The organism is Streptomyces pratensis (assembly GCF_037137275.1).
Lineage (GTDB): Bacteria > Actinomycetota > Actinomycetes > Streptomycetales > Streptomycetaceae > Streptomyces > Streptomyces pratensis_B.
Genome location: NZ_JBBBEN010000090.1, coordinates 1 through 13058 on the forward strand (window position 1 = coordinate 1; position 13058 = coordinate 13058).

Genomic DNA, 13058 nt, shown 5'->3' on the forward strand with positions numbered 1-13058 from the left:
GGTCCGGTGTGGGGTGACGCCGATCTGCGGGCCACCAAGGCGTTCCAGGAGGCCCAGGGGTGGACCGGTTCCGACGCCGACGGCCTCCCCGGCCCCGGCACCTGGCGGCTGCTGGTCAACGGCACAGGGAACGACATCTGACGTTCTCGGGCTGACGGCGCCGGGTGGGCTCCTCCTGCGGCACCACCGTGGGGGGAGCCCGCCCTCGGGCTGTTCCGCTACGACCGTGCCACGTCCACGGCCACGGTCGTGGCGTCCGCGCTGACACGGAATCCCGGCTTGTCGTCGCCGTCGCCGCTGTCGATCCCGATGCCGATGCCGTGTTCGCCCTCGAAGACGGACAGGTCGCGCACTTCGCGAAGGGTGGGGGTGGTGTCCAGTTCTCCCACCGGACTGCCGGCGCCGACAGCTATGAAGACGATCTTGAGGCGGTGGTCGCCGGAGATGTCGTACTCCTCGCCGCGTCCGCCGTGCCGGAGGACATCGACGTACTCCGCGAAGAATCCAGGCGTTCCCCCCGCGAAGTGGAAGGAAACCCGGTCATAGGTGTCGTGGGTGCTTGTCTCCACCCGCTCCAGTGCCGGCCCTGCGGTGCTCTGCACCGCGCTGTGGCCCTCACCGGACTTTCGGGAGGTGTCCGGGGGGACGGCGCCGGCCGGGCCGGCTGCGGGCGACTTCGAGACCGTGGCCCCGCTGTCCTCCGCCGTGGCGGAGGTCGAAGGCGAGGGCCCCGCACCGCCGTGGCCGCCGGTGGAGCAGGCGCTTGGGAACAGGACTGACGCCATGGCGAGCGCTGTGACGACGGGCCGAGATCTCATGGTGGCTCCTGGCTTTCTCTGAGCGGACGACGCGGTGCCCGGCCCGGGACTCAACGCCCTGGGCGGACGGCTCCGGAAGTCCTTCGGTGGCGGGCGTGAGGTGAGCGAGTGGGCACGGCGGCCGGTCTCCTGGTCGGTCGGTGCGTCTGGTGGGGCGGCCGGCCCGCCTTGCCTTGTCTTGCCGGAGATCATCGCGTGCCCGCGGTAGCCGGAGGACAGGCCTGGGCTCATGAGGCGTCAGGAGTGTCCCGGTTTGCGATGATCGCGAGGTGACACACAACCGATCGCCCCAGAGGGCACGTCTGCTGTGGTGCGGTTATGCCGCCTTCTGGCTCGGGCTGCTGTACGCGCTGGTCAGCGTCTACTGGGCGGCGGGAGGGACCGTCGGACTGGACACCCTGGGGGGTGAACTGGAGCGACTGGCCCGAGCCCGCGACCCGCGAATGATCGCGGTGGTCTGGCTGACCGCCGGGCTGAAGCTGTTCGCCGCCGTGCTGGGGCTCGCCGTCGTGCAGGAGTGGGGACAACGGGTGCCGCGACGGGTGCTGCTGACACTGTCGTGGGGAGCGACGGCGGCACTCGTCCTGTACGGGGGATCACTGGTCGTCGGGCAGACGCTGGTGGAGGCGGGGGTGATCGAGGCCTCGGCGGACATGGACCGGAAGGCGTTCTCCTGGCATCTGTTCCTGTGGGACCCGTGGTTCCTGGTGTGGGGGCTGTTGCTGGGAGCAGCCACCTGGGGCCGTGCCCGGCGGAGCGCTGCGCGGTGAACGCACGCGGGTCCCCCCGCCGGAGTCCGTGGGGCTTCCCGTGGGACACGGGTGGTCCGGCAGTGGGGCGGGGGAAGAGCCGGGCCCCTGCCGGCCGGCCACTTCCGCCCGGCCGTGGACATCGCGGCGACGAGGCGAAGCGAAGGCCTGGCGCGCGTATCACCGCCGTACGCGTGGGCCCCGGCCCGTCGGCCGGGCCGCACCGTCCGGAGCTTCCAGCGGCCCCGGGGAGCCACCCGGCGTCTGCCCTGCGGCAGGTCAACGGGTCAGGGGCGAAGCCCGGGCCACGAACGCGTCGATCGCCTCTCTCGCCCGGGCGTCCAGTGCGTCCCGCTCGGCCTGGTCCTGTGCCGTCGACACATCACGCGTGCGCTGGTAAGCCTGCTCGGCGGCGGCGACCACCCCCTGGTCGTCAGTGAGCAGCTTGACCCGGTAGAGCACCTGCCGGGTCGCTGTCCGGAGCCGGTGCGCCTCGTCGCGCGCCGCGACGAAAGCCTCACCCTCAGGGTCCTGCCGCATGCGGTACCAGCGGCCCGCCTGCCCGTGGCGGTAGTCCTCCAGCGCCGCGGCGAACGAGCTGTACGTGGCTATGCGCTCCTGCCGGAGCGCTTCCGACCGGGCGAACAGCTCACTGCGTCCCGACGCGAGGCGCTGGAAGAGCTGGGTGATCATGACGCCCAGGAGTGTGCCGCCGACCGCTACAACGCTTGTCCATATGCCTTCCATGGCGTCAGCTGATCACAAGCGCGGCTGATCCGGGGTCAGTATCCCCGGACCAGCGGCCGCGACGGCGAACGGCCCCGGGGCCGGTGCCCCGCCCCGCCACCGGGGCTGGATCTCGCTGTCGGGGCGTGGCCGGCGGGCTCAGTCCCCGCCTGGGGCGCAGACCGGGCAGGAGTGGCGGTCGATCGCGCCCAGCAGCCGTGCGGCGGCTGCGCGCACCGGCCGGGCGAGAGAGGTCGGCGGAGCAGCCCCCGAGAGGCCGGGCGTGGAGGGCGCTGCCAGCCGGTCGGCCGTGCCGCGGCCCGCCGCCACCGCGTCGTGGGCGGCGCGGGTCCACCCGGGGCGCCGCACGTCCCCGGCAGCCAGGACCGTGGTGAGCAGATCCAGCACGCCCGCCCTGTCCCTGACCCGCTCCGTCACCGCCAGTTCCCACAGGAACGGCACCGTCGCCGCGGTGGAGTCGAAGACGGGCGGCGTGCCGATCCACCGCTCCAGGTCGCTCAGAGCCTGGTCCGAGGACGGCGCGTCCCCCCACGCGATCCGCGACAGCACCCCGGGGACCTGGGACGCCGAGCCGTACGCATGCTGCAACTCGTGCCACCGCACGTTCCTCATGGCCCCCAGCACCGTCCCCATCCGGGCACTCAATCAGCCTGAGGACACGGCGTCCACCATGCCGCCCGCCGGACCCGCCCCGTACAGCCGCCGCAGGTACTCCCGTACGAGGTGGGCCTCGTGCGCCGGGGCGTGCACCCCCACGTGGTGGTCGGGGCGGACGAGCACCACGGCGCCCCGGCCCGTAGCGCCGAAGGCCGCCGTGCCGTATGCCCTCGCCGCGTGGCCCTCGTCGTCGACCACCGCGCCGGGCTCCGCGCCGGACCGGTCCTCGTGCGCCCCGTACACCCGGCAGACCCGCACCCCGGCCTCGCCGTAGGCGGCCGCCGCCTCGCGCAGGACCGCGGCGCTGCCGGGCCCGAAGCCGAGGACCGTGGTGCCGGGGCCCGCGAGGACGCGGTGCAGCCGGGTGCGGGCCCCGGTCGCGGCCTCCCGGCAGGGGGCGTCCGGCGCGCGATCCCCGGGGCGCGGGGCGGGCGGCGGGCCGGGGGAGGGGGCGGCGGCGCCGGTGGCAGGGGCGTCGGGGCGGTGCACGGCCAGGGAGCTCCACCGGTAGCCGGCGCCCAGCCCGCTCGTGTCCGGGGTGATCGCCGTGTCCAGGCCGCCGCCGGGCCTGCGGATCGCCTCCAGCGTGGCCCGCAGGCGCTCGGAGGTGAGGTCCAGGGTCCGGGCGGCCACCGGAAGCCGCTCCTCCTCATATGTGTCCAGCAGCTCCGCGCCGGCGTGCCCGGCGAGCACCAGATGCAGCTTCCAGCCCAGGTTGAACGCGTCCTGGATACCGGTGTTCATCCCGAGGCCGCCCGCGACGGCGTGCACATGGGCGGCGTCCCCGGCGAGGAGGACCCGACCCGCGCGGAAGCGGTCCGCCAGCCGCACGTCGACCCGGTACGTCGACAGCAGTCCGGCTCGCACGAGGTGGCTGCCGGACAGCGCGGTGTGGCGGGCGAGCAGCCGCCGGAACCCGTCGGCCGAGGGGGCGAGCGGCCGCCCCCGCCCGTCCCGCTCCGGTGCGGCCTGGAACCACCAGCCCGTCCGCGTACCGGGGATCGGGCAGAGCATGACCGCGCCGTCCGTGTCGAACCACTGGTGCCAGCGGCCGCGGTCCAGAACGCCGTCGGCCAGGTCGACGTCTCCACAGACCATCACCTGGTCCTCGTCGGTGGTTCCCGTGAACCCGATCCCCAGGAGCTTGCGCACGGAGCTGTGGGCCCCGTCGCACCCGATGACGTACCGGGCGCGATCGGCCGGCCCCTCGGCGAACGCCACGGTGACCCGGCCCCCGTCGCCCGCACCGGCCGCGTCCCGCGCCAGGCCCACGACCTCACGGCCCAGCTCGACGCGGACTCCGTACCCGGCCAGCCGTTCGCGCAGGATCTCCTCCAGCCGCCACTGGGCGACCAGCCACCCCCGGTCGTAGGGCGCGTGGGGCGCCGGTGCGGAGCCCGCCCACGGATCGGTCTCCGCGACCGGGAGGCGGCCGCGGTACTTGAGCATCGGCAGGGGGGCCGATCCGGCGGCCAGCACCTCGTCCACGACCCCGAGGTCGTCCAGGATCTCCAGCGAACGGGGGTTGGGGCCCTTGGCGCGCGAGGTGCGCGGCGGGGCGGGCGAGCGGTCCACGATCCGCACGGCCACGCCCCGCCGGGCCAGGTCGCAGGCCAGGACCAGCCCGGTGGGGCCCGCGCCCACGATGAGTACGTCAGTCATGGCTGCTCCCTCGGTCACGGCTTCCGGAGAAACAAGGATAACGCAACCGAGTAATAAATGCAACTAGGTAATCTTTTCTTGAGCGGTCGGGGAATGAGCGGGGGCGGGCCGGCTCTCGGCGGGGCCGGCTCCCGTCGCCGAGGGCGCGCCCGCCGCCGTTGCCAGCAGCTCCGCCGCCAGGACCCTGTTGCGCCGCGCGGTGCGCAACGCGTCCCAGGTGAGCAGTGACAGCGCCAGCCAGACCAGGGCGAAGCCGGCCCACCGCTCCGGCGGCATCGCCTCGTGGAAGTAGAGGATGCCGAGAGCGAACTGGAAGACCGGGGCCAGATACTGGAGCAGCCCCAGTGTGGACAGCGGCACCCGGATCGCCGCCGCGCCGAAGCAGACCAGCGGTACCGCCGTGATGACGCCCGTCGCGGCGAGCAGGGCGCCGTGCCCCGCGCCCCCCGCCGTGAACGTCGACGCGCCGTCGGCGGTGAGCCAGAGCAGGAAGCCGAGCGCGGGCAGGAACAGCACGGCGGTCTCGGCGGCCAGGGACTCCAGGCCGCTCATGTTCACCTTCTTCTTCACCAGGCCGTACGTGGCGAAGCAGGACGCCAGCACCAACGAGATCCACGGCGGCCGGCCGTACCCGATCGCCAGGACCAGGACGGCCACCAGCCCCGTGGCGACCGCGATCCACTGGACGGGCCGCAGTCGTTCGCCCAGCAGCAGGACGCCCATGGCGATGGTGACCAGCGGATTGATGAAGTAGCCGAGCGAGGCCTCGACGACCTGGCCGTTGTTCACGGCCCAGATGTAGAGGCCCCAGTTGATCGTGATGGTGGTCGCCGCGAGGGATATCAGCCCCAGCTTGCGCGGATCACGGGCCAGCTCGCCGACCCAGGCCCAGCGACCCATCACGAGCAGGGCGATGCCCACGACGCCGAGCGACCACACCATCCGGTGGGCGAGGATCTCCAGGGCTCCTGACGGCTTGAGCAGGGGCCAGAACAAGGGGACCAGGCCCCACATCCCGTACGCGCCGATTCCGTACAGCAGCCCTGCCCGCTGTTCGTGCTTCCCCTTCACGGGCCCTCCCGGCCTGCCTGTGCCGACGGATCTGCCGACGGCACGACGGTAGCGCCGGAAGGGGCAGGTGTCATAGCCGTCCCGGCGAAACACTCATGACCGTTCCGTGCACGGCGGGAGCACGCCGAGGCGGAGTGGGGCGTACGGGGGCGGGCCGGGGCGGACGGAGTCGGGGCGGTGCGGCCGGTACGGCAATGCGCCAGGGCCCGGGCCTGCCCCCAAGGGGGGAGGTCCGGGCCCTGAACGGCGGGGGAGCCGGCGGCGCGCGGAGCACGGGCCCCGGGCCCAGGAAGGTCAGCCGAGGACGGTCCAGGTGTCGTTCCCGGAGAGGAGTGCGCCGAGGTCGCCCTTGCCGTTCTTGTCGATGGCGGCGTCGAGTTGGTCGGACATCAGGGTGTCGTAGACGGGCCGTTCGACGTCGCGCAGCACGCCGATGGGGGTGTGGTGCAGGGTGTCGGCGTCGGCGAGTCGGGACAGTGCGAACGCCGTGGTGGGGGAGGAGGCGTGGGCGTCGTGGACGAGGACCTGTGAACGGTTCTCGTCGGTGACGGCGACGACTTGCAGGTCACCGGTGGCGGGGTCGCGGACGACGCCCTTGGAGCCGTCCGCGCCGAAGAGGATGGGTTGTCCGTGTTCGAGGCGGATGACGGCCTCGGTGGCCTGTTCCTTGTCCTTGAGGACCTCGAAGGCGCCGTCGTTGAAGATGTTGCAGTTCTGGTAGATCTCCACCAGGGCGGTGCCGGGGTGTTCGGCCGCGGCGCGCAGCACGCTGGTGAGGTGCTTGCGGTCGGAGTCGACCGTGCGGGCCACGAAGGTCGCTTCCGCGCCGAGGGCGAGGGAGACCGGGTTGAAGGGCGCGTCGAGCGATCCCATGGGCGTCGACTTGGTGATCTTGCCGACTTCGGAGGTGGGGCTGTACTGGCCCTTGGTCAGCCCGTAGATCCGGTTGTTGAAGAGCAGGATCTTGAGGTTGACGTTGCGGCGCAGTGCGTGGATGAGGTGGTTGCCGCCGATGGAGAGCGCGTCGCCGTCGCCGGTGACCACCCACACCGACAGATCCCGGCGGGAGGTGGCGAGCCCGGTGGCGATGGAGGGCGCGCGGCCGTGGATGGAGTGCATCCCGTAGGTGTTCATGTAGTACGGGAAGCGGGAGGAGCAGCCGATGCCGGAGACGAAGGTGATGTTCTCCTTCGCGAGCCCCAGCTCCGGCATGAACCCCTGGACCGCGGCGAGGACGGCGTAGTCGCCGCACCCCGGGCACCAGCGGACTTCCTGGTCGGACTTGAAGTCCTTCATGGACTGCTTCGCCTCGGCCTTGGGCACCAGCTGCAGCAGTTCGTTGTGCCGCAGTTCTTCGGTGTCAGGCATCGATGGCCTCCTTGAGAGCTGTGGCGAGCTGCTCGGCCTTGAACGGCATTCCGTTGACCTGGTTGTAGCTGTGCGCGTCCACCAGGTACTTCGCCCGCAGCAGCATCGCGAGCTGACCGAGGTTCATCTCCGGCACGACGACCTTGTCGTAACGCTTCAGCACCTCGCCGAGATTCCTCGGGAAGGGGTTGAGGTGGCGCAGGTGGGCCTGGGCGATGGGCAGGCCCTCTGCGCGCAGCCGGCGGACGGCGGCGGTGATCGGCCCGTAGGTCGATCCCCAGCCGAGCACCAGGGTCCGGGCATCGGCGGGGTCGTCGACGCTCAGGTCGGGGACCTCGATGCCGTCGACCTTCGCCTGGCGGACGCGGACCATGAAGTCGTGGTTGGCCGGGTCGTAGGAGATGTTGCCGGTGCCGTCCTGCTTCTCGATGCCGCCGATACGGTGTTCGAGGCCGGGCGTCCCGGGGACGGCCCAGGGGCGGGCCAGGGTCTGCGGGTCGCGCTTGTAGGGCCAGAACACCTCGGTGCCGTCCGCCAGGGTGTGGTTCGGACCGGAGGCGAAGGGGGTGGCGAGGTCGGGCAGGCTGTCCGTCTCCGGGATGCGCCAGGGCTCGGAGCCGTTGGCCAGATAGCCGTCGGAGAGCAGGAAGACCGGCGTGCGGTACGTCAGCGCGATGCGGGCCGCCTCGATCGCGGCGTCGAAGCAGTCGGCGGGGGTCTGCGGGGCCACGATGGGCACCGGGGCCTCACCGTTCCTGCCGTACATCGCCTGGAGCAGGTCGGCCTGCTCGGTCTTGGTCGGCAACCCGGTCGAGGGGCCGCCGCGCTGGATGTCGATGATCAGCAGCGGCAGCTCCAGGGAGACCGCCAGGCCGATGGTCTCCGACTTCAGCGCCACTCCCGGGCCGGACGTCGTCGTGATGCCCAGCGCGCCGCCGAACGCCGCGCCGAGCGCCGCACCGATCCCGGCGATCTCGTCCTCCGCCTGGAAGGTCCGCACGCCGAAGTTCTTGTGCCGGGACAGCTCGTGCAGGATGTCCGAGGCCGGGGTGATCGGGTACGAGCCCAGATACAGCGGCAGCTGTGCCAGCTGCCCGGCGGCGATCAGGCCGTAGGACAGGGCCAGGTTCCCCGAGATGTTGCGGTAGGTGCCGGTGGGGAACGCCTGTGAGGCCGGAGCGACCTCGTAGGAGACCGCGAAGTCCTCGGTGGTCTCGCCGAAATTCCACCCGGCCCGGAAAGCGGCCACGTTCGCCTCGGCGATCTGCGGCTTCTTCGCGAACTTCTGCCGCAGGAACGTCTCCGTCCCCTCGGTCGGCCGGTGGTACATCCACGACAGCAGACCCAGCGCGAACATGTTCTTGCTGCGCTCGGCCTCCCTGCGGGGCAGCCCGAAGTCCTTCAGCGCCTCGATCGTGAGCGTCGTCAGCGGCACCGGGTGGACGTTGTAGGCCTCCAGCGACCCGTCCTCCAGCGGACTGGTCGTGTACCCCACCTTCGCCATCGGCCGCTTCGTGAACTCGTCGGTGTTCACGATGATCTCCGCGCCCCGCGGTACGTCGGCGATGTTCGCCTTCAGCGCGGCGGGGTTCATCGCCACCAGGACGTTCGGGGCGTCGCCCGGGGTGAGGATGTCGTGATCGGCGAAGTGGAGCTGGAAGGAGGAGACACCCGGCAGCGTCCCGGCGGGAGCGCGGATCTCGGCGGGGAAGTTCGGCAGGGTCGAGAGATCGTTGCCGAAGGAAGCCGTCTCCGAGGTGAACCGGTCGCCCGTGAGCTGCATGCCGTCACCCGAGTCACCCGCGAAACGGATGATCACCCGGTCCAGGCGGCGGACCTCTTTCCCGTCGCCGCCCGGCGTTCCCGTCGTACCTGACTCGGGGGCGCGCTGGCCCCCGAGGACGGCGTCGTCGGCCTCATCGGCCTTCTCTGCCGCACTACTGACCTGGCTCGTCACTGAACTGGACCTCCCTTGGGGCGGCGGTTCGGAACCGTCCGGCCAGCCGGCGATCCCAGGGGCCACCCTACGTCCGCGCGGGCCGGTCTCCAGGGACCGATCGTATGGTGGACAGCGTTTTGAGACGCCTATCGGCCTGGTCTGTCCGCTTGTGCACGCCTCTGGCGCATGGGATGAAAACGTTTCCGTATAGGTCTTTTGGCCTAGGCGCCCGCCCTGTGTCGGGCCGAACACACTCCGTCCGGGCCGACCCGAGCGGAAGGTCCCGGCCTCCTGGGACAGAAGTGCCCGGCCAGTGCCCGTCGGACACCCCAGGGCTGCGGGAACGCCCCCGACGTGCCCCCGGAGAGCCTCTGTGCGCTCCCGGCTGGGCGGCCGGACACGCGCTGGGCGGTCGGGTGGGCTCGCTGCCGGGTGGGCGGGGGCGCTGCGTGGCCGGGTGGGCTCGCTGGGGGGCGATGGGCCCTGGGCGGGGCCGATGGCGGCCGGTGGCCGGTGCCCGATGGCGGCTGGTGGGCGGGGCCGATGGCGGCCGGTGAGCCCGACAGCGGTTGGTGGGTGAAGGCGGGCTGGCGGGGCGAGGCGGACTGGCGGGACGGCGGCGGTGGTGGGCCTGTGGATGCCTGTGGGGCCGGTCAGTGCCCGATGGGGGCGGCGGGTGCCGGGCCTTGCACCGGCCNCGGTCGGCCGGTGCAAGGCCCGCCTTCCCTGCCCCGTGCTCTCAGGCCGACCAGGGCGGGCGTTCAGGAATTCAGGTAGGTGAGCACGGCGAGGACGCGCCGGTGGTCCCCGTCGCTGGGGGAGAGGCCCAGCTTCTGGAAGATGTTGCTGACGTGCTTCTCCACCGCGCCGTCGCTCACCACGAGCTGCCGGGCCACGGCGGAATTCGTCCGGCCCTCGGCCATCAGACCGAGGACCTCGCGCTCGCGCGGCGTGAGCCCGGCCAGCACGTCCTGCTTCCGGCTGCGGCCCAGCAACTGCGCCACTACCTCCGGGTCCAGAGCCGTACCGCCCTGAGCCACCCGCACGACCGCGTCCACGAACTCACGGACCTCGGCCACCCGGTCCTTGAGCAGATAGCCCACCCCGCGGCTGCTGCCCGCCAACAGCTCGGTGGCGTACTGCTCCTCCACATACTGGGAGAGGACCAGCACTCCGATGCCCGGATAGTCCTTCCGCAGCCGCACGGCCGCCCGCACGCCCTCGTCCGTATGCGTCGGCGGCATCCGCACATCGGCCACCACCACATCGGGCAGTGCCCGCTGGGCGTCGAGCTCCGCCATAGTCTTGATCAACGCCTCGGCGTCCCCGACCCCCGCGACCACCTCGTGCCCGAGATCGGTGAGCAGGCGAGTGAGCCCTTCCCGAAGCAGGACCGAGTCCTCGGCGATGACCACGCGCACTCTGTTCTCCACGTTCCGCACGACGCCGCTTCCCCCACTGTTCCGATGATTCCGCGCTCTCCGCGCCCCTGCGCGTGCTCCGCCCGACGACTGCGGGCCGCGCCCCGACCGTCACAGCATCCCAGGACGGGAAGGCGAATGGGGGGCCTGTGGATAACGTGGTCACGACGGCACGGACACCGTCGTGATCCGACACGCGCACCGCGGTGACCAGGAGGCCTGCGCGTCGAGGGGACCCTGGTGCGTGCCGTCGCGACACGTGGTGTCGAGGAGCCCTGGCGTGCGGGCCGCCGCATCAGGGCGTGCTCCGAGGAAGACATGCCGTGCACACCGCGGTAAGGCGACCGGCGACGGCATGGAGGCGGCCGACAGCCCTGCCGCCGGGCCCGCGGGAGGGCATGGGAGCAGGGCGGGGCGGCAGGTGGGGGCCCCCAGGGCATGGCAGCAGGGCGGGGCGGCAGACGGGGCGGGGGTCAGCCTCGCCAGGGGAGCTCGGCGGTGATCGTCGTCGGGCCGCCGGCCGGAGAGTCGACCACGAGGACCCCGTCCACCGCGTCGAGTCGCTCGGTCAGCCCGGCCAGGCCGCCGCCCGGTGACACCGACGCCCCGCCCCGTCCGTTGTCCGTGACCTGGAGCATCAGCCGGTCGGCCGCGCGCCACACGTCGACCGTGGCCCGGGTCGCCCGGGCGTGCTTGCTGACGTTCTGGAGCAGCTCCGAGACGGTGAAGTACGCGATGCCCTCGATGGCCTGCGCGGGCCGCGACTCCAGGTCGACCTCGGCCGTCACGGGGACGGTGCAGCGGGAGGCGATGGCGGAGAGGGCGGCGTCCAGGCCGCGGTCGGTGAGGACGGCGGGGTGGATGCCGCGGGCCAGGTCGCGCAGCTCCTGAAGGGCCACCTTCACCTCACCGTGTGCCTCGTCGACCATCCGCGCGGCGGCGTCCGGGTCTTCGGCGAGCTTCTCCTTCGCCAGCCCCAGATCCATGGCGAGGGCGACCAGGCGGGCCTGCGCGCCGTCGTGGAGGTCGCGCTCGATGCGGCGCAGGTCGGCGGCCGCGGTGTCCACGACCACGCCCCGGTCCGACTCCAGCTCGGAGACCCGGGTCGCCAGCCGCGACGGGCCCAGCAGGCCGGTCACCATCAGCCGGTCCACCGTCAGCAGCCCCCGCACGATCCACGGTGACGCCAGCACCAGCAGCAGGCCGACGGCCCCGGTCAACGCCAGCTCGGCGGGGGAGTCCAGATACTCCTTGTGCTCCAGGTCCCCGTACAGCTGGAGGCCGCCGGTCCCCGCGAACACCGGGAAGATCCAGTGCCACAGCGGATAGGTGAGCGCCGCGAGGCCGTACGTCCAGCAGGTCACCGCGACCGTGAACGTGAAGACGGACCAGGGGAAGTGCAGCAGGGTGTACAGCAGGTGCCGCCAGGACGCGCCGCTCTTGAGCACCGCGCCCATCCATGCCAACGGCCCGCCGGTCTTTCCCCTGACCCGCTCCGGATCGGCCACGTCCACCCGCAGCAGCCCCCGCGCCCGGTGCCGCTCCAGCACGCCGAATCCCCGGCAGAAGGCCAGACCGGCGGCGAGGATGGGTATGCCGATGAAGGTGATCAACAGGCCGGCGCTCATCGACGTCATGGCGACCGCGAAGATGAACATCGCTGTGCTCAGCGGGAAGCTCAGCAGCACATAGAGAAGCTCGCGCCAGGCACGGGCCTCCAGCGGTGCGCGCAGCGGAGCGGGGAGGGAGCGCTTCGCCGGGGTCTTCGCCCCGAAGCCGGGGCCGGAACCGTGAAAGTCCCGGTCCCGCGTGTCCGGTCCGTATGCCGTGGCCATGGGTGCCGTCCGTTCCGTCTCTGTCTCAGTCTCTCAGCGGGCTGTGTGTCGCATCTTGCGGTGGTCCCGGTAGCCGTGGCGGCCGTGGCGGTTCCGGTGGCCGTAGTGGTCGGCGGTGGGGGGCCCGGGCCCTGGGCCCGGGGCCAGGTACCGGGGTGGGGCCTGGGGTGGGGGCAGTGCCGGTCGGGGGTGGCTGTGGTGCAGGTGTGGGGCTGGTGGGGGCGGTGTGGGTGGTGGGTGCCTGCGAACCGGCACCGGACGGACCGTTCTCCCTCAAGGGTGCTGGCCGGCCGACTTCCACACCATGAGGCCCTTCTCCGTATCCGGCCGGGGGTTTTCCCTACCCTTCGTGCTCAGCGAGCTCCTGAGGGCGAGACCCCGAGGCGCGGGTCCAAGGGGGCGCTCAGGCAGCCCTGTCCCGCCAGGGCAACTCCGCGGTGACTGTCGTGGGCCCACCCGCCGGTGAGTCCACGAGGAACACTCCGTCGACCGCGTCCAGCCGCTCGGCCAGCCCGGCCAAGCCCGTACCGCCGTCCATCCGCGCTCCGCCCGGTCCGTCGTCCCTGACCTGGATGAGCAGGCGGTCCGCCGTACGCCACACGTCCACGGAGGCCGACGGCGCGCCGCTGTGCTTGCTGACGTTCTGGAGCAGCTCCGAGACGGTGAAGTACGCGATGCCCTCGATCGCCTCCGCCGGCCTTCCGGGAAGCTCGACCGACACCTTGACCGGGACGGTGCAGCGGGAGGCGATGGCGGAGAGGGCGGCGTCCAGGCCGCGGTCGGTGAGGACG

The 13058-nt window shown here is 72.2% G+C and carries 12 protein-coding genes; 2 read left to right on the forward strand and 10 right to left on the reverse strand.

The window, feature by feature from the left end; genetic code table 11:
• Positions 1-6 precede the first annotated feature (6 nt).
• Positions 7-141, forward strand: a complete 135-nt coding sequence (locus V9U70_RS15945) for a peptidoglycan-binding protein (protein ID WP_419723986.1) — start codon at positions 7-9, stop codon at positions 139-141.
• A 77-nt stretch (positions 142-218) separates the two neighbouring features.
• On the opposite strand, the gene V9U70_RS15950 is transcribed toward V9U70_RS15945, so the two are convergent.
• Positions 219-818 carry an AMIN-like domain-containing (lipo)protein gene (locus V9U70_RS15950; RefSeq protein WP_336675848.1) on the reverse strand — a complete coding sequence of 200 codons (600 nt, stop codon included), beginning with the start codon at positions 816-818 and terminating at the stop codon, positions 219-221.
• Positions 819-1087: 269 nt separating this feature from the next.
• On the opposite strand from V9U70_RS15950, the gene V9U70_RS15955 reads away from it, so the two are divergent.
• Complete coding sequence (locus tag V9U70_RS15955; protein ID WP_336675849.1) at positions 1088-1588, forward strand: DUF3995 domain-containing protein; 501 nt, start codon at positions 1088-1090, stop codon at positions 1586-1588.
• Between the two features lie 258 nt (positions 1589-1846).
• On the opposite strand, the gene V9U70_RS15960 is transcribed toward V9U70_RS15955, so the two are convergent.
• From V9U70_RS15960 to V9U70_RS16000, 9 genes are all read right to left on the reverse strand, one after another.
• On the reverse strand, positions 1847-2314 hold the full coding sequence (locus tag V9U70_RS15960) for a hypothetical protein (protein ID WP_336675850.1): 468 nt from the start codon (positions 2312-2314) through the stop codon (positions 1847-1849).
• Positions 2315-2452: 138 nt separating this feature from the next.
• Complete coding sequence (locus tag V9U70_RS15965; protein ID WP_336675852.1) at positions 2453-2947, reverse strand: hypothetical protein; 495 nt, start codon at positions 2945-2947, stop codon at positions 2453-2455.
• A 12-nt stretch (positions 2948-2959) separates the two neighbouring features.
• On the reverse strand, positions 2960-4633 hold the full coding sequence (locus tag V9U70_RS15970; RefSeq protein ID WP_336675853.1) for an FAD-dependent monooxygenase: 1674 nt from the start codon (positions 4631-4633) through the stop codon (positions 2960-2962).
• Between the two features lie 63 nt (positions 4634-4696).
• A complete protein-coding gene (gene rarD / locus V9U70_RS15975) occupies positions 4697-5704 on the reverse strand; it encodes an EamA family transporter RarD (protein WP_336675855.1) in 1008 nt (335 codons plus the stop codon).
• 294 nt (positions 5705-5998) lie between these two features.
• A complete protein-coding gene (locus tag V9U70_RS15980) occupies positions 5999-7072 on the reverse strand; it encodes a 2-oxoacid:ferredoxin oxidoreductase subunit beta (protein WP_336675857.1) in 1074 nt (357 codons plus the stop codon).
• Entirely contained in the window at positions 7065-9029 is a 1965-nt protein-coding gene (locus V9U70_RS15985; protein ID WP_336675859.1) for a 2-oxoacid:acceptor oxidoreductase subunit alpha, read from the reverse strand. The genes V9U70_RS15980 and V9U70_RS15985 overlap by 8 nt, the downstream gene beginning before the upstream one ends.
• Before the next feature lie 743 nt (positions 9030-9772).
• The gene (locus V9U70_RS15990) at positions 9773-10432 is read right to left on the reverse strand and encodes a response regulator transcription factor (RefSeq protein WP_336675860.1); all 660 of its coding nucleotides are present in this window, start codon (positions 10430-10432) and stop codon (positions 9773-9775) included.
• 473 nt (positions 10433-10905) lie between these two features.
• Positions 10906-12267 (reverse strand): sensor histidine kinase, encoded by a 1362-nt coding sequence (locus tag V9U70_RS15995; RefSeq protein ID WP_336675861.1) that lies wholly within the window; start codon positions 12265-12267, stop codon positions 10906-10908.
• A gap of 403 nt (positions 12268-12670) precedes the next feature.
• The coding region (locus V9U70_RS16000) for a sensor histidine kinase (protein WP_336675863.1) at positions 12671-13058 on the reverse strand (388 nt) is incomplete at its 5' end.